21 protein-coding genes and 1 riboswitch are annotated in these 24,540 nt (G+C 70.1%); of the genes, 10 read left to right on the top strand and 11 right to left on the bottom strand.

The window, feature by feature from the left end:
* Window position 1: 1 nt before the first annotated feature.
* Window positions 2–745, top strand: a complete 744-nt coding sequence (locus ABD212_RS09270; protein WP_344093674.1) for a sulfite exporter TauE/SafE family protein — start codon at window positions 2–4, stop codon at window positions 743–745.
* A gap of 150 nt (window positions 746–895) precedes the next feature.
* Window positions 896–2,386: an HNH endonuclease signature motif containing protein gene (locus ABD212_RS09275; protein ID WP_344093676.1), complete on the top strand. Its 1,491-nt coding sequence runs from the start codon at window positions 896–898 to the stop codon at window positions 2,384–2,386.
* Window positions 2,387–2,413: 27 nt separating this feature from the next.
* Here ABD212_RS09275 and cofC read toward each other — a convergent pair whose 3' ends face one another.
* The 4 genes from cofC to cofG are packed head-to-tail and all read right to left on the bottom strand — an operon-like array spanning window position 2,414 to window position 7,891.
* Window positions 2,414–3,037: a 2-phospho-L-lactate guanylyltransferase gene (cofC, locus tag ABD212_RS09280; protein WP_344093678.1), complete on the bottom strand. Its 624-nt coding sequence runs from the start codon at window positions 3,035–3,037 to the stop codon at window positions 2,414–2,416.
* On the bottom strand, window positions 3,034–4,050 hold the full coding sequence (fgd, locus tag ABD212_RS09285; protein WP_344093680.1) for a glucose-6-phosphate dehydrogenase (coenzyme-F420): 1,017 nt from the start codon (window positions 4,048–4,050) through the stop codon (window positions 3,034–3,036). The genes cofC and fgd overlap by 4 nt, the downstream gene beginning before the upstream one ends.
* The gene (locus ABD212_RS09290) at window positions 4,047–5,522 is read right to left on the bottom strand and encodes a flavin-containing monooxygenase (protein WP_344093682.1); all 1,476 of its coding nucleotides are present in this window, start codon (window positions 5,520–5,522) and stop codon (window positions 4,047–4,049) included. Before ABD212_RS09290 ends, fgd begins: the two co-directional genes overlap by 4 nt.
* Window positions 5,519–7,891, bottom strand: a complete 2,373-nt coding sequence (gene cofG, locus ABD212_RS09295; protein WP_425561259.1) for a 7,8-didemethyl-8-hydroxy-5-deazariboflavin synthase CofG — start codon at window positions 7,889–7,891, stop codon at window positions 5,519–5,521. The genes ABD212_RS09290 and cofG overlap by 4 nt, the downstream gene beginning before the upstream one ends.
* Before the next feature lie 108 nt (window positions 7,892–7,999).
* On the opposite strand from cofG, the gene ABD212_RS09300 reads away from it, so the two are divergent.
* Complete coding sequence (locus ABD212_RS09300) at window positions 8,000–8,467, top strand: hypothetical protein (protein ID WP_344093686.1); 468 nt, start codon at window positions 8,000–8,002, stop codon at window positions 8,465–8,467.
* An 18-nt stretch (window positions 8,468–8,485) separates the two neighbouring features.
* Here ABD212_RS09300 and ABD212_RS09305 read toward each other — a convergent pair whose 3' ends face one another.
* Complete coding sequence (locus ABD212_RS09305; RefSeq protein WP_344093689.1) at window positions 8,486–9,310, bottom strand: ABC transporter permease; 825 nt, start codon at window positions 9,308–9,310, stop codon at window positions 8,486–8,488.
* Complete coding sequence (locus ABD212_RS09310; protein WP_344093691.1) at window positions 9,307–10,875, bottom strand: ABC transporter ATP-binding protein; 1,569 nt, start codon at window positions 10,873–10,875, stop codon at window positions 9,307–9,309. Before ABD212_RS09310 ends, ABD212_RS09305 begins: the two co-directional genes overlap by 4 nt.
* A gap of 136 nt (window positions 10,876–11,011) precedes the next feature.
* Here ABD212_RS09310 and ABD212_RS09315 point away from each other — a divergent pair, with 136 nt between their 5' ends.
* From ABD212_RS09315 to ABD212_RS09330, 4 genes are all read left to right on the top strand, one after another.
* Entirely contained in the window at window positions 11,012–12,073 is a 1,062-nt protein-coding gene (locus ABD212_RS09315; protein ID WP_344093693.1) for an enoyl-CoA hydratase/isomerase family protein, read from the top strand.
* A 13-nt stretch (window positions 12,074–12,086) separates the two neighbouring features.
* On the top strand, window positions 12,087–12,911 hold the full coding sequence (locus ABD212_RS09320) for an LssY C-terminal domain-containing protein (protein WP_344093695.1): 825 nt from the start codon (window positions 12,087–12,089) through the stop codon (window positions 12,909–12,911).
* Entirely contained in the window at window positions 12,908–13,432 is a 525-nt protein-coding gene (locus ABD212_RS09325) for a hypothetical protein (protein ID WP_344093697.1), read from the top strand. The genes ABD212_RS09320 and ABD212_RS09325 overlap by 4 nt, the downstream gene beginning before the upstream one ends.
* 101 nt (window positions 13,433–13,533) lie before the next feature.
* On the top strand, window positions 13,534–14,460 hold the full coding sequence (locus ABD212_RS09330) for a J domain-containing protein (protein WP_344093700.1): 927 nt from the start codon (window positions 13,534–13,536) through the stop codon (window positions 14,458–14,460).
* An 8-nt stretch (window positions 14,461–14,468) separates the two neighbouring features.
* Here the strand turns inward: ABD212_RS09330 and ABD212_RS09335 are convergent, their stop codons facing one another.
* Window positions 14,469–15,986 carry a D-alanyl-D-alanine carboxypeptidase family protein gene (locus ABD212_RS09335; protein WP_344093703.1) on the bottom strand — a complete coding sequence of 506 codons (1,518 nt, stop codon included), beginning with the start codon at window positions 15,984–15,986 and terminating at the stop codon, window positions 14,469–14,471.
* Window positions 15,987–16,024: 38 nt separating this feature from the next.
* A riboswitch (TPP riboswitch) is annotated at window positions 16,025–16,134 on the top strand.
* Here ABD212_RS09335 and ABD212_RS09340 point away from each other — a divergent pair.
* The 3 genes from ABD212_RS09340 (at window position 16,127) to ABD212_RS09350 (ending at window position 19,039) form a co-directional block, all read left to right on the top strand.
* Window positions 16,127–16,774, top strand: coding sequence for an ECF transporter S component (locus ABD212_RS09340; protein ID WP_344093705.1), 648 nt, complete (start codon window positions 16,127–16,129; stop codon window positions 16,772–16,774). Its footprint overlaps the riboswitch before it by 8 nt.
* A gap of 4 nt (window positions 16,775–16,778) precedes the next feature.
* On the top strand, window positions 16,779–18,254 hold the full coding sequence (locus ABD212_RS09345; RefSeq protein WP_344093708.1) for an ABC transporter ATP-binding protein: 1,476 nt from the start codon (window positions 16,779–16,781) through the stop codon (window positions 18,252–18,254).
* Window positions 18,251–19,039, top strand: coding sequence for an energy-coupling factor transporter transmembrane component T family protein (locus tag ABD212_RS09350; RefSeq protein WP_344093711.1), 789 nt, complete (start codon window positions 18,251–18,253; stop codon window positions 19,037–19,039). The genes ABD212_RS09345 and ABD212_RS09350 overlap by 4 nt, the downstream gene beginning before the upstream one ends.
* Before the next feature lie 44 nt (window positions 19,040–19,083).
* Here ABD212_RS09350 and ABD212_RS09355 read toward each other — a convergent pair whose 3' ends face one another.
* The 4 genes from ABD212_RS09355 to ABD212_RS09370 are packed head-to-tail and all read right to left on the bottom strand — an operon-like array spanning window position 19,084 to window position 24,373.
* Window positions 19,084–20,673: a peptide ligase PGM1-related protein gene (locus tag ABD212_RS09355; protein ID WP_344093713.1), complete on the bottom strand. Its 1,590-nt coding sequence runs from the start codon at window positions 20,671–20,673 to the stop codon at window positions 19,084–19,086.
* 4 nt (window positions 20,674–20,677) lie between these two features.
* Window positions 20,678–21,805, bottom strand: coding sequence for an adenylate/guanylate cyclase domain-containing protein (locus tag ABD212_RS09360; protein WP_344093715.1), 1,128 nt, complete (start codon window positions 21,803–21,805; stop codon window positions 20,678–20,680).
* A complete protein-coding gene (locus ABD212_RS09365) occupies window positions 21,795–22,184 on the bottom strand; it encodes a response regulator (RefSeq protein WP_344093717.1) in 390 nt (129 codons plus the stop codon). Before ABD212_RS09365 ends, ABD212_RS09360 begins: the two co-directional genes overlap by 11 nt.
* On the bottom strand, window positions 22,184–24,373 hold the full coding sequence (locus ABD212_RS09370) for a GAF domain-containing protein (RefSeq protein WP_344093719.1): 2,190 nt from the start codon (window positions 24,371–24,373) through the stop codon (window positions 22,184–22,186). The genes ABD212_RS09365 and ABD212_RS09370 overlap by 1 nt, the downstream gene beginning before the upstream one ends.
* Window positions 24,374–24,540: the final 167 nt, after the last annotated feature.

Consider the following 24,540-nt stretch of genomic DNA (forward strand, 5'->3'; position numbering starts at 1 on the left):
CGTGCCGGAACTCGCCTGGTGGGCGTGGGCGCTGCTGGCCGTCGCGGCGGTGACGGTCGGGGTCTCCAAGACCGCCGTACCCGGCGCGAACACGATCGCGGTGGCGATCTTCGCCGCGATCCTGCCGGCGAGGCAGTCGACAGGGGCGCTGCTCGTGCTGCTGATCGTCGCCGACGTCTTCGCGATCGCGGCCTATCGCCGGCATGTCAACTGGCGAGTGCTCCTGCGGCTGGCGCCTGCGGTGCTCATCGGACTGACGCTCGGCGTGCTGTTCCTCGCCGTCGCCGACGACGAGTGGGTGCGCAAGGTCATCGGAGTCATCCTGCTCGCGGTGATCGCCGTCACCCTCGTGCGACGCAGGATGGGCCGTCGGGTCGCGGGCGGCGGGTCGCATCGCGTTGCGGCGGCCTCCTATGGCACGCTCGGCGGGTTCACGACGATGGTGGCCAACGCCGGCGGGCCGGTGATGTCGATGTACTTCCTCGCGTCGCGGTTCTCGGTGAACGAGTTCCTCGGGACAGCGGCTTGGTTCTTCGCGCTGATCAATCTCACGAAGGTGCCGTTCTCTGTCGGACTCGGCCTGATCACGGTGCCGGGACTCCTGCTGGATCTCGTGCTCGTGCCGGCAGTGGTGGGTGGAGCCCTCTTCGGTCTCTGGTTCGCGCGACGCCTCGACCAGATGCTCTTCGAGCGGCTGGTGATCGTGTTCACCGTCGTCGGCGCGGGGTACCTGCTGCTCAGCTGAGGGACGGGGTGCGCAGGGCGTGTTGCGCTCCTCACGGGTGCCTCATACCTGCGTCGGAAGCGATCATAAGTTCGTATGATCGGTGACAGTCTCCCCAGAATGCCGGATAACATTCGTATCAATGTCTGAGGTTGATGCGATGATGACCGCATGTCCACCAAGGTGATCCCTGACTCGGAGCCCGACGAGTTCGAAGCGTGGTTGTGGGCCGAGCGTGTTGCAATCGCCGAATCGTGGGGGTTCGAACCCGAGCCGGGGCCCGAGACAGGTGACATCGTCGATCCAGCGGCCGACGCGATCGATCGACCGCCTGCCGTGGCGCGATTCATCGGTGCTCAGCTGCATCGTGAACAACTTCTTGGCCAGTGGGAGCAAGCCGCGACGGAGGTCGCGCGGTGGCAGGCGGTACAGGCTCGGATTCTCGCGGAGAGTCTCGACCTCTGTCTTGCCGACGGGGACTCACGGCCGGGTACCACGCTGTCGGTGCGGTCGTTCGCGGCCGAGTTGGCGTGTGCGGTGCGGATGAGTGACCGCACCGTCGAGCAGCACATGAACGATGCCCAGGTCCTGCGCGATCGGTTCGGCGCGACATTCGGCGCCCTGCGCGACGGCATCCTTCCCCGCGCACACGCACAGGTGATCGCAGACGAGGGCATCCGCCTGAGCGACGACACCGGGCGCGCCGAATACGAGCGGATCGTGCTGGACCTTGCGGCCCAACTGACGACGGGCCGCCTTCGCGCGGTCGCGAAGGCGGTCGCCGAACAGCTCATGGCCACGACCCTCGACGATCGGCACGCGGATGCCCGCACACGACGGCGGGTTCACCTGCGCGACGTCGATGACGGAATGACAGAGCTGTGGGCCCTACTGCCTACGGCGCTGGCGCGTGGCATCGAGGACCGGCTCACCCGATTCGCCCACGCCGTCCGTGATGCCGAGCGTGAAGCGATCAGCGATGATGCGCACCTCCGCTCCGGTGTCGAGAGCAAGTCTCAGCCTGAGTCCGCCGACCCGACTGGGCCGGACGCAAGCCCGCAGGCGAATCGGACCCTGGATCAGCTGCGCGTGGACGCGTTCTGCGACCTGTTGCTTACCGGACATGCCAGCACAGCGGCGATCGATCGCGACGGTGGCGCCCGGGTGGACGCCATCCGGGGGGTCGTTCAGATCACAGTCCCGGTGCAGACGCTGACCGAGGGCACCTGTCCTGCTGCGTACCTCGCCGATCGGTGTCCGATCGATTCGGAGTCGGCGCGGCGGATCGCCGCCGCTGCTTCCATCTGGCACCACGTGATCACCGATCCGCTCAGCGGCGATGTCGTCGCCGTGCATCGGCGGTTTCCGAGCGAAGCACAACGCAGGCACTTGAGGGCTCGTGATGAGCACTGCCGGTTTCCCGGATGCCGGATACCGGTGTGGCGCTGTGATGTGGACCATACGGTCGATCACCAGCATGGTGGTGCGACCAGCGTCTGCAATCTCGCGCACCTCTGCCGGCGCCACCACACGATGAAGCACAACACTGCGTGGCGGGTCGAGCAGCACGAAGCCGGTGTTTTGGTCTGGACCAGTCCGCTGGGCCGGATCTATGCCGACCGGCCTTCGCCCACGCTGCGATTCATGCCCACGCGGGCGTGAAATCGCGGCTGTCCTCCGCCTGCGCTCTCACCCCACCCGCGCATTGAGCAGCGCCGCCGTGCGCGGCCCCAGCCCGAGGGCCGCGGCCTCGGCCAGCTGCTCCGCCGTGTCGACGTCCCGGCGCAGGGGGGAGGCATCCGGAATCGCCAGCGGTGCGCAGCCCATCTCGAGATGCCGCGCGAACGAGCCGTCGCCGAACGACGACTGCCAGGCCACCCCTTCGCGGGCGGTGACGAGCGTCGAACCCGTGCCTTCCGCGTCGGCGACGACGCCGCGATCCACGGCGGCGCCCGCATCCAGGGCCGCCGCGAGGTCGGTCGGGGTCAGGGCCGGGAGGTCTCCGAGAAGGGCGGCGCGCGGCCTCCCTTCCGCCGTCTTCGCACCCAGTGCGACCGCCTCATCGAGGCCGATGGCCTCCTCGTCCGACACGAACCTCAGGCCGGGGATGTCCGCTGCCTGGATCACGAGGCCCCCGTCCTGCGTCACGACGACGACCCGCTCGACGGACTCGCAGGCCGCGGCCGCGGCGACGGTGTCGAGCGCGATCGCTCGTGCGAGGGCGATCCGGTCGATGCCCGCGACGTCGAGGCGCGACTTTCCGTGGGCGGACGGCTTCACCGGGATGACGACCGTCCAGGCGCGCGCCGTCACACGCCGTACCGGGCCCGAAGCCGCGGCAGGATCTCCTTGCCGTAGCGGCGCAGGAAGGCGGCCTGGTCTTGACCCGGATCGTGGAACACGAGGTGGCGGAACCCGAGGTCGATGTACCAGCCGATGCGCTCGACGTGCTCGTCGGGGTCGTCCGACACGATGAACCGCGATGCCGCCCGCTCGATCGGAAGCTGCTCACCGAGGCGCTGCATCTCGATCGGGTCGTCGACGCCCATCTTCTCTTCGGGCGACAGCGCCAGGGGCGCCCAGAACCGCGTCTTCTCGCGTGCCGCCTCTTTGGTGAGGTCGAGCGAGACCTTGATCTCGATGAGGGTGTCGATGTCTTCGGGACCGCGACCCGCCTTGTGCAGCCCGTCCTTCAGCGCGGGCAGCAGCGTCTCGGTGTACAGCTCGGGCTTCTTCCCGCTCGTCGTGATGAACCCTTCGGCGATCCGCCCCGCGAGCCGCGTCGCGGCCGGACCCGCGGCGCCGATGTAGATCGGCACCGGGTGGACGTCGTGCTTGTCGTAGATCGTGATGTTGCGCGCCGTGTAGTACGTGCCCTCGTACGTGACGCGCTCATCCCGCCACAGCAGGCGGATCAGCTCGATCGCCTCTTTGAGGCGCTGGAACCGCTCCGGCGGATCCGGCCAGGAGATGCCGAGGTTCGCCTCGTTGAGCGCCTCGCCGGTGCCGACGCCCAGGATCACGCGCTTCGGGTACATCACGCCGAGCGTCGCGAAGTCCTGCGCCACGACCGTCGGGTTGTAGCGGAACGTCGGAGTCAGCACCGACGTTCCGATCAGCACCTTCGATGTACGTGCCCCCAGCGCACCGAGCCACGGCACCGAGGCGGGCGCGTGGCCGCCCTCGTGCAGCCATGGCTGCAGGTGGTCGGAGATGAAGACCGAGTCGAACCCGACCTCCTCGGCGAGGATCGCGAAGTCGAGCAGTTCGCTCGGCCCGAACTGCTCCGCCGATGCCTTGTACCCGAAACGCAGCGGGACCGTCATGCCGTTCCTCTCCGGGCGCCCCTGACGGGCGCGTCGGGCGACCCGAACTCCGAGCCGTCCGCACGCGCCAGCCGCTCGTGGAATGCGCCCACCGTGCCCGGCCACAGGAGTGTGAGACGGCCCGAGCGCTCGTCGACGTACCAGTTGCGGCATCCGCCGGTCATCCATGGCGTGGATGCCGCGGCCACCGCGATCTCGTCGGTGTATGCGGCCTCGGCGACCGGGTCGACGCGCAGCGCGCCGATGCTGTCGCGACGGTCGAGGCAGCGGATCACGTAGGCGACCTGCTCCTCGATCATCAGCACGGATGACGAGTGCCCGAGTGCCGCATTCGGCCCGTCGAGCACGAACATGCTCGGAAAGCCGGTCACCACGGTCGACGCGAACGAGGTCATGCCCTTGGCCCAGTGCTGCGCGAGCGTCGTCTGCTCGCCGACGACCAGGTCGGCGTAGGGCTGACGCGTCGACGCGAAGCCCGTCGCCAGCACCAGCACGTCGACGTCATGGCGGGCGCCGCTCGCTGCGATGAGCGTCGAGCCCTCGACGGCTCGCAGCGCGGAGGCCTCGAGCGTCACCGTCCCCGAGGCGAGGGCCGGGTAGAAGTCGTCCGAGAGCAGCACGCGCTTGCATCCGAACGCGTAGTCGGGCGTGAGGGCTGCGCGCAGCGCAGGCTGAGCGACCTGGGCCTCGAGATGGGCGAGCGCGACGCCCCGCGCCTCGCGGGATGCCGCGGCATCCCCGGATCGCGACGCGAAACGCGCCTCGCCTTCGGCGTAGAGCGCCGTGCGCAGTCGCACGAGCTCGTCGGGGTGCGTGGCGAACCTTCGGCGTTCCGCCGCCGTGTAGGCCGCGCCGCCCCGGGGCACGATCCACGCGGGTGTGCGCTGGAACAGCGTGACCTCGGCGGTCCCTGCCAGCTGCGGTACCAGCTGCACCGCGCTCGCGCCGGTTCCGACCACGGCGATCCGCGCGCCGGAGAGCTCGGTCGAATGGTCCCACCGAGCCGAATGGAACATCGGTCCCGGGAAGGTCTCGAGACCGGGGATGTCGGGGATCGCAGGCTCGGTGAGCCGCCCGCACGCGAGGACGAGCGCGTCCGCGATCACCGCGCCGTCCGGGCTGTCGAGATGCCAGACCTCGGCGTCGGCATTCCACTGCGCCGTCAGCATGGCGGTTCCGAGACGCAGGCGAGGCTGCAGGTTCTCGGCCTCGACGATGCGCTCGAGGTAGGCGCGGATCTCGGCGCCGGTCGCATACGTGCCCGACCAGTCGGGGTTCGGATGATCGGCGAAACCGTAGAGGTGGGACGGCACGTCGCATGCGACGCCCGGGTACGTGTTGTCACGCCAGGTGCCGCCGACGGATGCCGCGCGCTCGAGCACCACGAAGTCCCGACCCAGCCGCTTCAGCGCCATCGCCATGCCCAGGCCCGCGAACCCTGCGCCGACGATCGCGACTTCGACCCGGGTCATCGCGTCGCCGCCCACCGGTCGACGGGCGGCTCGCGGTAGTCCGTCGTCCGCTGCCGGAACGGCCGGAACAGGCGCGCCGCGATGGCTGCGGCATCCGCCACCGGCAGTTCGAGGCCGTGCTCGATGCCCGCCTCGGGCTTGACCCTGCCGTCGAGGAGCGTGCCGCCGAGGTCGTCGCCCCCCGCTCGCAGCAGCTCGGCGGCGCCGCCGAGGCCGACGCGGGTCCAGGGGATCTGGATGTGCGGAATGCTGCCGCTCAGAGCCAGCCGCGAGACGGCCACCATCGCGCGCTGCTCGTCGAGAGGAGCACGGCCCGGCACGAGCGGGACGCCGCCGGACGGCCCCGGGAGCGGAATCGGAACGAACTCGGTGAAACCGCGGGTGGAGTCCTGGATCTCGCGCAGCCGCCGCAGGTGCGAAATGCGCTCGGCAGCGGTCTCGACGTGACCGTAGAACAGCACCGAGGTCGACCGGAAGCCCGCCCGGTGGGCGGCGGTGATCCCGACGATCCACCGATCGATCTCGAGATCGCCCGGTGCGACGAGGCCGCGCACACGCTCACTCAGCACTTTGACGCCCGTGCCCGGGACGGTGTCCACGCCCGCCTCGCGCAGCGCCACCAGCGCGCCTTCGAGCCCGAGGCCCCCGCGGTCGGCGAGATCCCACACATCCTGCGGGCGATATGCGTGCAGGTGGATGCCGGGAGCGGCCGCCTTCGCAGTACGAGCGATCGCCAGGTAGGCCTCTGGATCCTCGGCGGCGGGAATCAGACCCTGGACGCACAGCTCGGTCGCACCGAGGTCCCACGAATCGGCCGCGACCGCGGCGACATCCTCGAGCGTGAAAGTCGCGGGATCGCCGGATGCCGCCGAACGGAATCCGCTCGAAGTCAGGTTGCGGTTGACGACGAGGCTGACGGCTTCGCCGACGGTGTAGCGGCGGACGTCATCCGCCGTCGCCGCGAGCGCATCGAGGTCGTCACCGGTCGCCTCGAGCAGGGCGACCCACTCGACATCGTCGAGCGACAGGGGATCGGATGCCGCGGCCTCCGCGAGTTGCTTCACCCGGTCGTTGGGCGAGGACGCGTCGACTCGCCGGCGCTCGCTCGATGACCGGGGATCCGCCGATCGGCGGACGGCCGCCAGGCCGGTCTGGGGGTCCGCGAGCGACGCGACCGCGGCATGCAGCGCCGGGTCGATCCACTCGTCACGGTCCTGCACGAACTCGGGCTGCGCGGTCAGGCGCTCCCGCAGCGCGAAGCCCAGCTCGGCGGTGCGGGCCGCGAGGTCCTCGAGGTGCGGCCACGGGCGTTCCGGGTTCACGTGGTCGGCGGTGAGCGGTGAGACCCCGCCCCAGTCGTCGGCTCCTGCCCGGACGAGCAGGTCGAACTCGGCGGAGTCGGAGAGATTCGGGGGCACCTGGATCCGCATTCGCGGTCCCATGACGATCCGGGCGACGGCGACCGCGGCGACATACTCCAGGAGCGCGGCATCCGCGACCCCCTGCATCGCCGTCCGGGGCTTCGCCCGGAAGTTCTGGACGATGACCTCCTGCACATGGGCGTGCCGCTCATGGGCGTCGCGGAGCGCGATGAGCGACTCGGCGCGGTCGCGCGCCGTTTCGCCGATGCCGACGAGGATGCCTGTCGTGAACGGGATGCGGGTCTGCCCGGCATCGTCGATCACTGCGAGGCGCACTGCGGGATCCTTGTCGGGCGAGCCGTAGTGGGCCTGCCCCCGCACCTCGTAGAGGTCCCGGGAGGTCGTCTCGAGCATCATTCCCATCGAGGGTGCGGTGGGACGCAGCATCCGCAGTTCGTCCGCGCTCATCACACCCGGGTTCAGGTGCACGAGCATCCCGGTCTCGGCGGTGATGAGTCGTGCCACGTGCCCGACGTAGTCCAGCGTCGATTCGAAGCCGTGCTCGTCGAGCCATGCGCGTGCCTCGGGCCAGCGGTCCTCCGGTCGATCGCCGAGCGTGAGGAGAGCCTCTTTGCAGCCCAGCGCCTGACCCTGACGCACCACGGCGAGCACCTGCTCGGGCGACATGTAGGCGGGCTTGTGCAGCCTGAGCAGCCGGCCGGGGGTGTCGACGAAGATGCAGTAGTGGCAGCGGTCGCGGCACAGGGTCGTCAGTGGCACGAACACCTTGCGCGAGTAGGTGATGACGCCCGGGCGACCGGATGCCGCGAGCCCCGCATCGCGCACGGCTCCCGCGATCTCGAGCAGACGCTCGAAGTCTGCGCCGGCAGCACTGAGCAGCACCTCCGCGTCGGCGGCGTCGAGGCGGCCGCCGGACGCTGCGAGGTCGAGCGCCCGGCTGACGCGAACGAGGGTCGCGGGGTCCTGCGGGGGAGCCGACTCGAGCAGGGTCACCGAACCAGTCTTGCACCGCCTGCGACCACGGGCGTCGCGGATCGTTGCCGTCCTGTGAGCAAAGGACCGGCGCGAGGCCGCGACCGCTGGCACACTAGAGACATGGTCACGCTCCTTCTCGACGCGGCGCAGCTGGAGGTCGTGCTGTCGGGTGCCGAGCGGGCCATGGCATTCCACAAGGGGAATGTGGTGATCGACCGTTCGACCATCGCGAAGGTGCAGCTCACGGATGACGCCTGGACGTGGCTGCGCGGCGTGCCGAGTCCGGGCACGCACCTGCGCGGCGTCGTCGCGATGGGCACCTGGAAGTCGGCCGGAGGTCAGGATTTCGCGATCATCCGCCGCCATCGGCCGAGCGTGGTGATCGACCTCGACGGTCACCCCCTGTTCCAGCGGGTGATCCTGACGACGCGTCACGGTCTCGCGCTCATCCAGGCACTGCGTCTGGACGTCGCAGACGAAGCGGCGGATGTCGTCGACATCGCCGCCGAGACAGGTGCTATTCCGGTGGCGAACCCCGCCAAGAAAGCGCGCAACACTCCGAGTCCTGCTCCCGCCCCGGCCTCGTGAGCCCGGGACCGGTGCTCGTCAGCTGACGTCGCGCCGCCAGCTCACCAGGTGCCCCAGGACGACGAACAGAACGGCGTAGCCGAGCAGGACGAGTCCGCCGGCCCACCACTGGAGAGGCTCCGCCGCGGATGCCGTCGCCGGCACGGCGTTGAAGACACTCGACCCCACCAGCGCGTCGCTCGCCGCGCCCGGCAGGAAGCGGATCACGCCCGAGAGCTGATCCACGAATGCCGCGACGGCGCGGCCCACGGGCTCGATGAACTGGGTGAACACGAGCACGCCGACGATCGCGCCGACCTGGTTGCGCACGAGCGCGCCGACGCCGATCCCGATCAGCACCCAGAGCACGAACGCGAGGATCATGCGACCGAAGAGCGCCCAGGAATCCGACGAACCGAGCTCCGTGTCGATGCCGTATCCGGCCAGGAAGCCCGCTGACGGCGCCACGGCGAAGATCACGCCGACCACGCCGAACAGGACGCCGAACACGACGCCGACGAACAGCTTGGCCCAGAGCACCAGTCCGCGTCTCGGGGTCGCGAGGAACGTCGGCGTGAGGGTCTTGTGGCGGAACTCGGCCGTCACCATCAGGGTGCCGATCAACAGGGGGAAGACGTACCCGACCGCGGTGGCGACGCTGTACAGCACCGGCGCGAGCCCTGCGGTGGGCAGCTGCGGAGAGTTGGCGCCGGGGAGCGCACCCGAGGCCGACGCAGTGAAGACGAAGCCCAGCACCGCCGCGGTGAACGCGACGTAGGCCGCAAGCACGATCGCCAGGACCCACCAGATCGACGTCGTGAACTGCTTGGTGGTCTCGGAGCGGGTCGCTGCCGTCAGGCTCATCGCTGCTCACCTCCGTGGTCGCGACCGTGGCGCTGTTCTTCCTCGACCCACTCGGACGAAAGGTCGGACAGCGCGGGCTCGGGATCGAGTTCGGGCTCGGGATCGCGTTCGTCGTGCGATTCGGCTTCGCGGACCGGCACGGCCTCGGGCGGTGCGGCGCCCGCCGCCTGCGACGCGTCGAACGACGCGAAGAACGCGTCGGCCTCGAGATCGGAATCGGTCTTCACGTACTCCTCCCACGGCCGGTCCGACTCGGGCGACACCGCCGACGCGACTTCGTCGAGCGGCTCGTCATCGGATCCGACCAGGTCGGGATCATCCACGGCCTCGTCGGGATCCCCCCTCGCGTCTTCGGCACCCACGGTCCCGTCTTCGGCATCCCCGGTCGCGTCTTCGGCGGCCACGGTCGTCTCTTCGGCATCCGGGCCAGGCGCTTCTTCGGCCTCGGGTGGGATGAACGCCTCGGTGCGGGGCTCCGCCTCGGACGAGCCGACGTCGATCACACCCGTGCTCGCCACGATGAAGGCAGGGTGAGCGGCGGGCGGGGACTCCGCCTCGGGGGCGGCATCCATCTGCTCGTCGGCCCCGGCTCCGGCATCCGCCTGCTCCTCGGGGGCGGCGTCCGCCCCGGTGATCACAGCCTCGGCGGCGCCTACCGGGCCCGGATGCACGCGCGTGCCGTTGACGAGATCGAGGAAGACCTCTTCGAGTGCGGGTCCCCGACGGTGCAGCGACGACAGCGCGACGCCTGCGGATGCCGCCAGGGCGCCGACATCCGCTGGTTCGAGTCCGCGGACGGTGAGACCCGAGCGCAGCACCTCGAACGGCACGTCGGCGTCGGTGAGCGCGGCGATGAGCGCGTTCCGGTCGGGGGAGTCGACGACGGTCGCGTATTCGGACGGGTCGGTGAGCTCATCGAGCCCACCCTCGAACACGAGCCGGCCGTGCGAGATGATCAGCAGGGAGTCGACCGTCTGCTGCACCTCGGCGAGCAGGTGGGATGACGTCAGCACGGTGCGGCCTTCGCGGGCCAGTTGACGCAGGAGGCCCCGCATCCACTTGATACCCTCGGGATCCAGGCCGTTGGCCGGCTCGTCGAGGACCAGGATGCCGGGATCCCCGAGCAGGGCATAGGCGAGGCCGAGGCGCTGCCGCATGCCGAGCGAGAAACCCCCGACCTTGCGACCCGCAGCGTCGGCGAGCCCCACCAGCCCGAGCACGTCGTCCACGCGCGTCCGCGGAATGCCGGCTGCCTGCGCGTACACGACGAGGTGATTCGCCGCTGTGCGGCCGGGATGGAAGCTGGATGCCTCGAGCACCGCTCCGACGGTCTGCAGCGGGCGGTCGAGCTGGGCGTACGGGACGCCGCCGATGGTCGCGGAACCTTCGGTCGCGCGGACGAGGCCGAGCAGGATCCGCAGCGATGTGGTCTTGCCGGCGCCGTTCGGTCCGAGGAAGCCGGTCACGCGGCCCGGCTCGATTCGCGCCGAGAAGTCCGAGACCGCCGTTATCGCACCGAACCGCTTCGTCACCCCGGAGAATTCCAGCGCCAAGCCCTCGGGCATCCCGAACCCTCTCGTCGTCGTGAGTCGTTCCACACATCTTTGCGGAAACTGCGCTCGCTGTGCGGGAATGTCGGGGTGATATCCGTCCGAGACACACGCCCTCGCCGATCGGCGGACGCGCGGTAACGTTGCGAGAGTGACCGACGTCCCGGAGCCCCGCGTCCTCGTCCGCGCATACGGTGGACTCGGACACCTCACGCTGAATCGCCCGCGCGCCATCAACGCGCTCGACCTCGGCATGATCGAGGATCTCTCCGCCGCGCTCGATGCGTGGCGGGACGACACCGACGTGGACATCGTGCTGCTGGACGGCGCGGGCGAGCGCGGCCTGTGCGCGGGGGGCGACGTCCGCGGCCTCGCGGAGCAGATCTCCGGCGGACGCCCCGAAGACACCGGCATCTTCTTCCGCGCCGAATACGCGCTGAACGCCCGCATCGCGGAGTACCCGACCCCTGTCGTCGCGATCGCGGACGGCATCACGATGGGCGGCGGCATCGGCCTCGCAGGTCACGCCGCGATCCGCATCGTGACGGAGCGGTCCGAGCTCGCGATGCCCGAGACCCGTATCGGATTCACTCCGGATGTCGGCGGCACCTGGCTGCTCGCCCACGCACCGGGCCGCCTCGGCGAATACCTCGGTCTGACCGGGGCGGTGATGAACGGCTCGGACGCGGTCTACGCCGGATTCGCCGATCACTACGTGCCCGCCGATCGCCTGGAGGCCTTGCGCGACGCGCTCGAGACCCGCGCCGATCCGTCGAGTCCGACCGAGCTCGTGCTGCTGTTCGACGAGACTCCCGAACCGCCGCGGCTTCGCGACGCGCGCAGCTGGATCGACGGCGCATTCGCCGCGGACACCGTCGCCGAGATCGTCGAACGCCTCCGGGCGCGCCCAGAGCCCGAGGCATCCGCCACCGCCGAGCTGCTCGGCGAACTTGCTCCGACCGCTCTCGCGGTGACCCTCGAGGCCGTCCGTCGCGCCCGCGAGCTTCCCGACCTGCGCGCCGCGCTGGCACAGGAATACGGCCTCGTGCTCTGGTTCGCCGCGACGCAGCCCGACCTCGTCGAGGGCATCCGGGCGCAGGTGATCGACAAGGACCGTTCTCCGCGGTGGAGCCCTGCGACCATCGCCGAGCTGTCACCGGATGCCGCGGCATCCGCCTTCTCGTACACACCCGCGACGCCGCTCTGGGGATGACGAGGCGCCGACCGTGCACGACGAGGAGCCCCGACGCAGCTACTCGATCGGCATCGCGATCGACTGGTTCTTCTTCGTCTTCGCCGGCCTCTCGGCGATCTGGCTCGCGTACCTGAGCTTCACCGAGACCTTCCAGCTCGGCTGGTGGGGGATCCTGTGGGTCATCGTCTTCTGGGGCCTGCTGGCGTATCTCGTGCTGCCGCGGCTGCATCGGATCCTCACGGCGATCTACGTCCCCGACTACTTCATCGGCCGTGCCCGCACGAGCGACGGTCTGCTGGGCGATCCGGTCAACCTGGCGTTCCTCGGCGATGCGCCGCAGATCCACCGGGCAATGGCCGCCGCAGGCTGGACCATGGCGGATCCCGTGACGCCGGCCTCGTCCTGGCGCATCATCGCCTCGACCGTGGGGCGCCGCACGTATGACGAGGCGCCGGTAAGTCCGCTGTTCCTCTTCGGGCGGCAGCAGGACTTCGCGTACCAGCAGGAGGTCGACGGCAATCCGGCACAGCGACACCACGTGCGGTTCTGGCGGTGTCCCGACGACTGGCTGCTGCCGGGCGGGCGACGCGTGGACTGGGTCGCCGCCGGCACCTTCGACACGAGCGTCGGCCTGTCGCTGTTCACACTCCAGATCACCCACAAGATCGACGCCGACACCGACGTCGAACGAGACCACATCGTGGCGACCGTGACCGCAGACCCCCGGGTCGCACTGGATGTCATCGAGGACTTCTCGACGGGCTACCACGCCCGAAACGGCGGCGGCGACTCGATCACCACGGATGGCGACCTGCCGATCGTGGATGTGCGCGCCGTCACGGAGCAGACGAGATGACCACGCCGTCCCCGCAGAAGCGCCCCGCGTTCGAGCCTGCGGCGCGCCTGCTTCAGCCGACCGGCTACAACCCCAGCATGCCGCGGCCGTCCTCGACGACGGCAGGGGTCGTGCTGGTGCTGCTGCGCGTGGTCGCGGGTCTTGTGGTGCTGATCGGCATCGCAGCCGGCTGGGACGCGCTGCTCCACACCGCCGACGTCAGGATCCAAGGGTTCGAATCGTCGCCCAAGGCGGCGCAGCTGGCGCTGTGGGTCGTGCTGGCGGTGGGCGCGGTGTTCCTCGCGATCGATGCGCTGCTTGCGATCCTGATCTTCCGCGGGCACAACTGGCCGCGCATCGTCGTCATGCTCGTGTCGGTCGTCTCCATCAGCTCCGCCTTCGCGGCCTGGTGGGCCGTCGGAGAGGAGATCACGCTGCGGGGGACCTTGCTGTCGTTGAGCCTCGACATCCTGGTCCTGCTCGCCCTGTCGAGCCGCAGCGCGTCGGCATACGCTCGCCGGAACGAGCGTCGCGGCGGCTGACCGTGCCTGCCCCGCGCCGGCGCGACCCCGAGTCGGTGCCGGGTGGATTAGCCTGAAACCCGCCGCCGGCGCCGCGGCGGCGACCGACCGGGAGGGCGCGCGTGTTCGACAGTCCGCTCTCGTCCTCGGCGTACGAGGTGCTCGGGGTGGAGCCGACCGCCGACGAGGAGATGCTGCGCAAGGCTTTCCGCCTGCGCCTGCGACAGACCCATCCCGACACCGGAGGGGATGCCGCGACCTTCGTCCAGGTGCAGCGGGCGTGGGAGCTCGTCGGCACGCCCGCCGCCCGCGCCGCCTACGACCGCGGGCACGGGTTCGGCGCACAGCCGGCCGAGCAGTGGTCCGGATGGCGCGCCCCCGCGCCGCGCGCCGACACGAGGCCGAGGGCCCGATCCTTCGGACAGCCGGGCGGATGGCGCCGCGAGCGCTACCTCACGCTCATCCGGGAGTGGGCGGGCCGCGGCGTGACGCTCGACGATCCGTACGACCCCGCGCTCGTCCGCTCTGCGCCGCACCACCTTCGCCGACTGCTCGCGGACGCGCTCGCCGAAGAGGCGACCGCCCGGGTGGTGGCCGACCTGGGGATGGGGTACACCGTCTGGCACGACGTGATGGCGGCCGGTCGCGACGCGGACCCCGACGCGAAGATCGACCACATCGTGCTCGGACCAAGCGGGCTCTACGGCATCCTGTCCGAGGACTTCGGCGGACCCGTGCGCATCCGCCGCAGCGAACTGATCGGTGACGGAGTGGCGGGCGCCCCGATCGCGGGCTTGATCGCCCGCATGCGGGTGACGGCCCGGGCAGCGGGAGTGCGCTTCGGCGGCGCCATCGTGGTGCTGCCCGACGACGACGTGATGGATCCGATCACCGAGCTCAGCAAAGTGCGGGGCACCCCGGTGGTGGTCGTCTCACGCAGCGCGTTGTCGACGGTGCTCCGCCGCGGGGTCGCCGGCGCCCGGGCGATCGGCGGCAACGAGGTGTTCGATGTGCGGACGCGCCTGCAGCAGACGGTGCGCTTCGCCTGACGCGCCGGTCAGCCGTTGACGCCGAAGAGGTCCAGCGGATGCGTGAGCCGCCACCACGCGGTCGGACCCTCGACATCGTGGGCCAGCCGCAGGTCGACCGTGGCGGCATTCAGCGGGCCGTGCACCGAGAGGGAGCCGACGACGTCCCCCTTCTCGCGGTGGTCTCCGAGCGAGTACGAGGTGGACACCGTGCCGGCGCCGCCGTTCCACAGGATCACCGAGGCGTCCGAAGTCGTGACGACGTCCACCGGCTCACCCCAGGCGGTCTCGACGATGCCGGTCGTCGTGCCGGCCGTCACCGAAGGCTTCGGCTGCAGCTCCGCCTCGAGCTCCTTGTACAAGGCGCGCGAGGCGGCGATGCGCGAGGCATCGCTCGGCTGATCGAGCACCGACGCGTAAAGTCGGACGGTCGTGTCGCCGATCTTCACGTCCTTGGCCGACAGCAGGTTCCATGCCACGAGGGTGCCGGTCTTGATGCCGACCACACCCGGGTCGGCGAGGAGGCCGTTGGTGTTGACCACGTGGCCGGCGCCCGGCAGGTCCACCGACTTCTGAGCGACGATCTCGGCGATGACCGGATTCGCCAGCGCCTTCTTCGCGAGGGCGATGAGCGCGTCCGGGCTCGCGAGGTTGCCGCGGTCCATGCCGGTCGGCTCCACGACCGTGACGCCGTCGACACCGTGTGCGCGCAGCCAGGCGTTCGCGGCGCTCGCGTAGACGGCATCCGACGGCCAGAGATCGCCGGCCAGCCGCTCGGCGTAATTGCCCGCGGACCCGATGAGCATCCCCTGCAGCAGCTGGTACTCGGACAGGGTTCCGCCCACGGGCACGTCGAGCGCGGACTCGCCGCCGGAGAGGGCGTTCCAGTACGCCAGCTCGTCCGCGTAGCGGAACCGGAACTGCGGGCCCTGCTCGCCGACGGCGAGCGGCATCTGGTCGAGCACCACCAGCGCGGTGACGAGCTTGGTGATGCTCGCGATCGAGCTCATGGCGGGAGTGGATGCCGCGTCCCCGGCGATGCCCGCGACCGATACCGCCGCGCTGCCGGCGGCGGGCCAGGCGAGCTTCGCCGCCAGCGCCGCGGCCGGCTGCACCTGGAGCGCAGTGATCGTGGGGGTGACGGCGGTCAACGGCCAGAGCAGGGTCGTCGCGGAGTAGGCACCGACGAGTCCCGCCAGGACCAGGGTCGGGACGATGACGCCTGCTCGCAGCGGCGAGCGTCGCGGCGCGTCTGCGAGGAGGCCGACCCCCACCGGGACGAACGGCGTGGCGGCGGTGGAGAGATCCTCGACCGCTCCGGGCGATCGGGCGATGGACGCCTCGTCGACCCACGAGAGGGCGATGCGCTGACGTGACTCGGGGGACTGCTCGGCAGCGGGTTCCGCCGCCGGTGCCGGGGATTCCGGCTCAGGCTCCAGGGTCAGGACGTTGTCCGATGCGGGGATGCCGCCCGCGGCATCCATCGACTCCTGCGGGCGTTGGCGCAGGGCGCGCCGCGTCTGCGCAGGCCCGTCGTCCAAGTTCACCCGCTAAAGGTACAACGCCGTCGCCGCGCTATACTCATCGGCATAACCACGGGAGTCCGGTGAGCCGGGCTGAGAGGAAGCGATCCACGCTTCGACCGTCGAACCTGATCTGGGTCATGCCAGCGCAGGGAGGAGCCATCATGGGCGTTTCCGCGTCGGAAACCGCGTCCCCTTCGCGATCGGCAGCCCCGATCTCGCGCAGCTTCCGCTGGCGGGTCGTGGACATCGTCGTCGCCAGCGTCATCGGCGTCGCGTCGGGGTTGATCTTCCTGTTGTGGAACATCGCGTACCTCGGGCCGAGCACCTTCCTCAGTTCGCTGCTGCCCGGTGTGCAGGGTCTGTTCGACGGCCCGTGGCTGTTCGCCGGCGTGCTCGGCGCCCTGATCATCCGCAAGCCCGGCGCCGCCCTCTACACCGAGCTCATCGCGGCGGCCGTGTCGGCGCTCACGCTCGTCGGCAACACGTGGGGCGCGTTCCTCACCCTCGAGGCGGGGCTCGTGCAGGGCATCGGGGCCGAGCTCGTCTTCCTGCTCTTCTTCTACCGTCGCTGGTCGCTGCCCGTGGCGATCCTCGCCGGCGTCGGCGCTGCGATCGCGGGCGGGATCAACAACAGGGTGGTCTGGTACGTCGGCGCAGACATTCCGTTCATGATCGTCTACTTCATCACCACCTCGCTCTCGGGTGCGGTCATCGCCGGTGGGCTGTCGTGGCTGCTGGTGCGCGGTCTTGCGGCGACCGGGGCGCTCGACCGGTTCGCCTCGGGACGCGAAGCCCGCGCGCGCGTCTGATCCGATGACTGCCGTGATGTCGAGGCCGGCGTCGGTCGAGGCGCGAGGCTGGGGATGGCGTCACGCGTCTCGGCATGCGTGGGCGATCCGGGATGCCTCGTTCCGCATCGAGCCGGGGGAACGGGTGCTGCTGCTCGGGGCGTCGGGTTCGGGCAAGTCGACCCTGCTCCACGGCCTCGCGGGCGTGCTCGGCGGCGAGGACGAGGGCGAGCACGCCGGGTCGCTGCTGATCGACGGCGTTCCGGCCGCGCAGGCGCGGGGCCGTGCGGGGCTCGTCCTGCAGGACCCGGACGCGCAGACGATCCTCGCCCGCGTGGGCGACGACGTCGCGTTCGGCTGCGAGAACCTCGGCGTCCCTCGAGCCGAGATCTGGCCGCGCGTGACGCGCGCGCTCGACGCGGTCGGACTCGGCATCCCGCTCGATCGGCAGACCAAGGCCCTGTCGGGCGGCCAGAGGCAGCGCCTCGCGCTCGCCGGGGTGCTCGCCATGAAGCCCGGCCTGATCCTGCTCGACGAGCCCACTGCGAACCTCGATCCCACGGGCGTGGACGAAGTGCGGGATGCCGTTCGCGGACTCCTCGACGCGCAGCCCGCGACGTTCGTGGTCGTCGAGCACCGGGTCGAGGTGTGGCTGCCGATCATCTCGCGCGTGATCGTGCTGGGCGACGGCGGCGTGGTCGCCGACGGCCCGCCGGAGTCGGTGCTGGGCCGCGAAGGCGCGGCGCTCGCCGCGCGAGGCGTCTGGGTTCCCGGCATCCCGCCCGTCCGTCCACCGGCGCCCGTCCGGGCGCCCGGCGGGACGCTGCTCTCGGCCGAGACGATGTCGGTGCAGCGCGTGGCCGGGCACCCCGTCGCCACCGGCATCGACCTGGGGGTGCGTGCCGGTGCGGCGCTGGCGATCACCGGGCCCAACGGAGCCGGCAAGTCCACGCTCGGCCTGACGCTCGCGGGGCTCCTGGCTCCGGCATCCGGCACCCTCACCGCCGCTCCCGAGCTCGCCGGGGATGCCGGCTCCCGGCCGATCCGGTGGGCCTCGCGCCAGCTGCTGACCCGCATCGGGACGGTGTTCCAGGATCCCGAGCATCAGCTGCTCGCCAAGACGGTGCGGGAGGAGCTCGAGGTCGGGCCGCGTGCGCTGGGACTCGGCGGCGCCGAGACCTCGCGGCGCGTGGCCGAGCTGCTGGACCGGCTGCGGCTCGAGCCGCTCGCGCGCGCGAATCCGTACACACTGTCCGGGGGCGAGAAGCGCCGGCTCACCGTCGCGGCCGCCCTCGCCACGGCTCCGCGGGTGCTCGTCCTGGACGAGCCGACGTTCGGCCAGGACGCCCGCACCTGGTCCGAGCTCGTGGCGATGCTCGCGCGCCTGCGCGATGACGGCTCGGCGATCGTCGTGATCACGCACGATCAGCACGTCGTCGAGGCGCTGCACGCCGACCGTTTCGCACTGGGCCCCGCCGAGCTGCCGCAGGACGTGCGATGACCCTCCTCGACAGCCATGCGCGCACGGGACGGATGTCGCGGATCAACCCCGTCGCGAAGCTCGGCGCGGCGACCGTCATCACGATCCCGCTCGTGCTGACGCTCGACGTGGTCTCGGCGTCGGTCGCCCTGGCCCTCGAACTGCTGCTCATGCCGTTGGCGGGGCTCGGCTGGCGCGAGTTCTGGGCGCGCACCTGGATCGTCTGGGCGCTCGCGCCGCTCACCGGCCTGACGATCGCGCTCTACGGCCGCACGAGCGGGCAGGTCTACCTGGAGTGGCTGTTCGTGGAGGTCAGTGAGGGCTCGCTCGTGCTCGCGCTCGCGACGACGCTTCGCGTGCTCGCGATCGCGCTGCCGTCGGTCGTGCTGTTCGCGACGGTCGATCCCACCGATCTCGCCGACGGACTCGGGCAGGTGCTGCGGCTCCCGGCCCGGTTCGTGCTCGGGGCGCTCGCCGGACTGAGGATGGTGGGGCTCTTCCTCGACGACTGGCGCGCACTGGAGCTCGCGCGCCGGGCGCGGGGCATCGCCGATCGCGGCCGGCTGCGGCGCTTCCTCGGGATGGCGTTCGCGCTGCTGGTGCTCTCGATCCGCCGTGGATCGAAGCTCGCCACGGCGATGGAGGCGCGCGGGTTCGGCGCGCCGGGCGACCGCACGTGGGCGCGCGAATCGCGCTTCGGCGGCGCCGAGTGGGCGCTGATGGCGGTGGGTCTCGCGATCGCCGTGGTCGCGTCCGCTGCGGCGCTCGTCGCCGGCACGTGGAACTTCATCCTCGGCCCGGGCTGATCCGCGGTTCGGTCATCGCCGCCGGCAGGCCGCGCGCCCCCCCGTCACTCGGGGAGCGCGCGCTCCTCACCGGCCCGGCGGGCTTCCGCGAGCAGCACCTCTTGGGCCCGGCCGTACAGCTGCATCGCCTGCGCAGCCGTATCGCCGACCGCCGTCATCCCCACCCGACCGTGCTCGGTTATCGAGCTGATCATGTGGAACACGATGCCCACCTGCCTGGACTGGTCGAAGTGCAGACCGTGTCGTGCCACCACATCGAACAGGTCGCCGACCGAGATCGCCCGCAGCGCGTCGGCCTCGAGGTGATCGGTGGCCGCGAGGTGCTTGACGGCCCCGTCCGGGGTGAGGAATCGGCCCGTCTCGGGGTCGTACCTGCCGTCGGTCAGGAATTGCAGGGTCAGGAACGGATGGGTCGTGCCGCCCTTGCGCAGGTTCAATTCGATCGCGTACTCGGACCACGCGCCGGCGCTGTCCCGCACCACGATGAAGTCGACCGCGAAGCGGCCGAGGACTCCCTGCGTGGCCAGTCGCTCGCCGATCGCCATCGCCGGCTCGCTGATGAGTCGCGAGTATGCCGGATCGGCGGGAAAGGTGCAGCCCAGATAGCTCTGCCCGGTGGCGCCGCCGAGCAGCTGATCGTGGGTCGACAGGAGTTCGACACTGCCGTCCGGGCGGATGCGCATCTGCACGCTCGGACTGAGCACCTCCTCGCCGACGATGCGCTCCTCGACGATGCCGCCGTCCGACTGAAGTTTGGCGACGTATTCATCGAACGGCACCTTCGGCGACTCCAGCCGCATCCGCAGCACCCGTTGCAGAATCTCGGCGGGCCGTTCGGACTCCGGCAGAGACGTGATGCTGCCGAGGTCGACCAGGGCGTTGCCCGACCCGGAGACCCCCTCATTGAGCTTGACGATGACCTGTCGGACGGTGGGGCGGGTAAGGAGGATGTCGCCTGCCGCGCTGGCCACCTCTTCGAGTGTGTGCAGGTTCTCGAACCCGAGCGGATGGCGCACTCCGACCTCACTGAAAAGGCGACGGCAGCCGGTCTTGCTGCCGAGCTCGGCGAGGCGAGGATCGGCGCCGTACATGGGGATGCCCAGGGTCAAGGCGATGTCTCGTTCGAGCTCGGTGGTGTTGTAGTGGATGAGGTGGCTTCGCGCCCGGTTCGGGATCATCCCGGCGATCTTCGCCAGCAGCCGAGGGCGTTCCAGCAGCTTCTGGCTCAACGGCCGCGGTGAGATGTCACCCACCGAGAGCGTCGACAGCCTCGCGAGCGCGTGGCTCGGGATGACACCCGGCAGGAGCGCCAGGTAGTACTCGATGATCCGGGGATCGATCGGCATGGAGGTGACATAGATCATCCGCAGCCGCGGCTGGCGGAGCAGGAGCAGGAGGAAGAGGAACCGCTCCTCCATGGCCTGCATCATGCTGCCGCTGCCCGCCGTCGTGAGGTTCAGGCTGACCGAGGGGATCACCACCACGGACTCGTCATCGAGGTCCAGCTTCATCGAGTCCCAGACCGCACCCATCCGCTTCTGCAGCCGCTGGAACCTGAGGTTGCGGGCGTCCTCGTCGAGGTCTGCGAGCGTTTCCACTGCGCCAGGCGCTCCCCTGGTCTCGAGTGTGGTCATGCCTTCACCCTCCCGTTCGACTGATCATTCCGGTGACGTCGAAGGCGCGGATCGGCCGGCTGAAACCGCGCAGCTCGAGTTCTCCGACGGAGCGGCCGACCGCCAGGCCCTCGGCCGCCGAGAAGACACGCTGCGCCACGAGGATCTGCCACGATCCGGCGGCGGCGCACAGTCGCGCGGCGAGATTCGTGACGCTGCCGATCGCGGCATAGTCGAATCGGCCTTCGAATCCGATGCGGCCGAGCGTCGCGAAACCCTGCGCGATGCCGATGCCGAATCCGAGGTCGTTGCCGCGCCGACTCCACTCCGCCGCGAGTTCGATCACGCGATCGCGCATCGCCACCGCCATCGAGACGGCTCGTTCGGCGGCGTCGTCGCACGGCAGCGGGTCGTTGAAGAACACCATGAGCCCATCGCCGGTGAAGCGCTCGAGCGTTCCCTCGAAGCGGTAGATCAGCTCGCCGAGGGCGGCGTGATACTCCGCGAGCACGCCCATCACCTCTTCGGGCTCGCTCGCCTCGGCGAACGAGGTGAAGCCGCGCAGATCGCAGAACACGACCACGATCTCGCGCCGATGGCTGCGCAGGAAGCCTTCGTCGCCCGAATCGATGACGAGGTCCACGAGCTGTGGTGAGAGGAATCGGCGGAGCCTGTTGACCTGCTGGAGTTCCGCGACCTGGGCCTCGACGCGAGCCTCGAGGTCGAGATTCCACTGCGCCAGTTCCGCCCGCTGCCGCTCGATGGTGTCCTGGTAGCGCTTGACCCGCGCGAGGGAGGCCACGCGAGCGAGCAGTTCGCCCTGGTTGAACGGCTTCGTCACGAAGTCGTCGGCCCCCGCCTCGATGGCGCGGAGCTTCTCCTGCTCGCCGCTCGCGGTGATCATCACGACCGGCAGGAACTCGAAGCCCGGGGTGGCCCGGATGCGCCGGCACACCTCATACCCGTCGATCCCCGGCATCACGACGTCGAGCAGCACGAGATCCGCCCCCGAGGTCGGCAGCATCCGGATCGCCTCCTCGCCGGAAGCGGCCGTCAGCACGCGATACCCCCGCGCACCGAGCACGGCGTCGAGGAGCCGCAGATTCTGGGGCAGATCATCCACGGCGAGGATCGTCACGGTCTCAGCTGACATCGGCGCCCCGGCCGCTCAGGAACTCATCGACCTGTGACGGCAGCGCCGACACGCTGATCGGCTTGCCCAGATATCCGTCGAACCCCTCTCGGGTGGCGCGCTCCCGGTCCTCGGGCATCGCGAAGGCGGTGACGGCGACCACCGGAAGGCCGGCGAGCTGGGGCATCTGTCGCAGCAGACGCAGGGCCTCATAGCCGTCGATGCCGGGCAGCTGGATGTCCATCAGGATCAGGTCGGGTGCCTCGGCTGCGGCGAGACGCACGCCCTCCTCGCCGGTTCCGGCCACCAGCACCTGGTATCCGCTCGCGGTCAGCACATCGCGGACGAGCTTCTGGTTGAGCGGGTTGTCCTCCACGACGAGGATCCGCCGGCCGGTCATCAGCCGACTCCGTGCGGCTGATCGATTTCGTGCGGGGACGCGGAGACCGACTGCGAGCGCACCGCGCCCACCTTTCGCAGTGCATCGAGAAGCGCTTCGCGCCCGATGGGCTTGATGAGGTACTCGGCCGCCCCGAGCGAGAGCCCGCGCGAGCGCTCGTCGAGGATCGACGCGATGATCACCGGCACCCCCCGTGTTGCCGTCTCGGTGCGGATGGTCGTCAGCACCTCCCAGCCGTCCACTTCCGGCAGACGGATGTCGAGCACGACCGCCGCGGGTGTCAGCGCGCGGATGAGGGCGAGTCCCTCGCGGCCGTCCTTCGCGAGCACCACCTGGATGCCGAGCCCGTCGAGGTACGCCGTCATGAGGTCGAGCGAAGCCCGGTCGTCGTCGACGACGACGATGATCGGGAGGCTGGCGGCGGCATCCATCCTCGACGGAAGGTCGTCGACGGCGCCGCCCATCGGCACGGTGAAGCCGAACGTGCTGCCCGCACCCACTTCGGTCTCGAGCCACATCGTGCCGCCGAGCAGCGCCACGATCCGCCGGCACAGGGTCAGCCCGAGACCGGTGCCCTCCTCGCTCTGGGTGCCGCGACGACCCTGCTGAAAGGACTCGAAGATGCGCTCCCGGTCCTCGAGCGGTATCCCGATCCCGTTGTCGGTAACGGTCACCGCCAGGTCATCGCCGTGTCTCCGGGCCGTCACGGATACCCGCCCGCCGTCCGGTGTGAACTTCACCGCGTTGCTGAGCAGGTTGAGGAGGACCTGCCGGAACCGGAGCTCGTCGGACTCGAGGGTCTCCAGCCCGGGCTCGACCTCGAGGGTGACCTCTATCCGGTGATCGATCGCGCGCTCGCGCACCATCGAGATCGCGTACTCGAGTGCGCTGCGCAGGTCGAAGCTCGACGGCTCCAGCTGCATGCGACCGGCCTCGACCTTGGAGAGATCGAGGATGTCGTTCAGCAGCTGCAGCAGGTGCTTGCCGGAGCTGAGGATGTCGCGCAGGTACTCGTCCTGCCGCTCGTTCAGCTCTCCGAACATCCGCTGCAGCAGCACCTCCGAGAAGCCGATGACGGCGTTGAGCGGCGTGCGGAGCTCGTGCGACATGCTCGCGAGGAACTCCGACTTGTGCTGGCTCGCCACCTGCAGCTCGGCGGTCTTCGTCTCGAGTTCGCGGAACAGCCGAGCGTTCCATACGGCCAGCGCCGACTGGCTCGCGAAGGTCTCGAGGAAGTCGATGGTCTCCTGCGAGAATTCGCCCGGCGTCCTGCGCCTGACGACGAGCGCGCCGATGATCCGTTCACCGCGCAGCACGGGGACGGCGAGCACCGACCGCCAGCCGTCGTCGCGGAGCAGCCGCAGGTGCGGGTCGAGGTCGACGGTGTCGAGGTCGGACACGGCGATCGGATGGCCCTCCAACGCCGATCGACCCACCAGCGTGCTCTCGAGCTCGACCTTGATCTGCCGCAGACGTGCGAGCAGGGCGGCGCTGCTGGCGTACGCGCTCCTCACCGAGAAGGAACGCTCCTCCTCGACGTACTCCATGATGGATCCGCCGTCGCAGCCCGAGAAGCGCACGGCGTTCATGATGATGTGCGAGAGGACTTCGTCGAGGACCAGGCTCGAGCTGATGACCCCGCCGACCTCGCTCAGGGCCTCGAGCTGCTCCACCCGTCGAGCGAGCTCCACACCGCGCTCTTCGAGGGCCCGCACGAGGTGCACGTTTCGGACCACGACCGCGGCCTGCGCGGCGAACCCTCCCACGAGCGAGATGACCCTGTCGTCGAACGGGTCCACCGCGGTGCGGACCAGCGAGAGCACGCCGACGACCTCGCCGTCCAGCAGCATCGGGGCCGCCAGCGAGGTTCTGAACCCCAGGATCCTCTGGACGTCGTGCCGCCCGTACTCGGGATCGGCGAGGACGTCGGGAACCTGCTGGATGAGCCCGTCCTGTGCGACGCGTCCCACCATCGACGCGCGGTCGAGCTGGAACGGGTGCTGGCCCACATGGCTCAAGTACTCGGCCGAGAAGCCGACCGAGGACGACATGACAAGGTGGTCGCCATCGATGAGGAAGATGCCGGACGCCTCACAGCGGCAGAGCCGCCGGACGCTCTCCACGATCGTGTCGAGGACGGCATCGGGGTCGGACGAGGATCTGCCCAGCGCGACGAGCACCTCATTCATCGCCGCGAACTGCTCGGTGGCGTCCGCGTGGTCGCGCTGGAGGCGTTCGAACTCCTCCTCGCTGACTCGCTGGCCGCGCCCGCTGATGATGGCCCCCTCTCCGGAGACCGTGCCTCCGGCCTGCGACTCCCAGGGGTCATTGTCCTCGCGGCATTTTGGCTCCGCAA

It is taken from the genome of Microbacterium deminutum, assembly GCF_039530205.1.
GTDB lineage: Bacteria > Actinomycetota > Actinomycetes > Actinomycetales > Microbacteriaceae > Microbacterium > Microbacterium deminutum.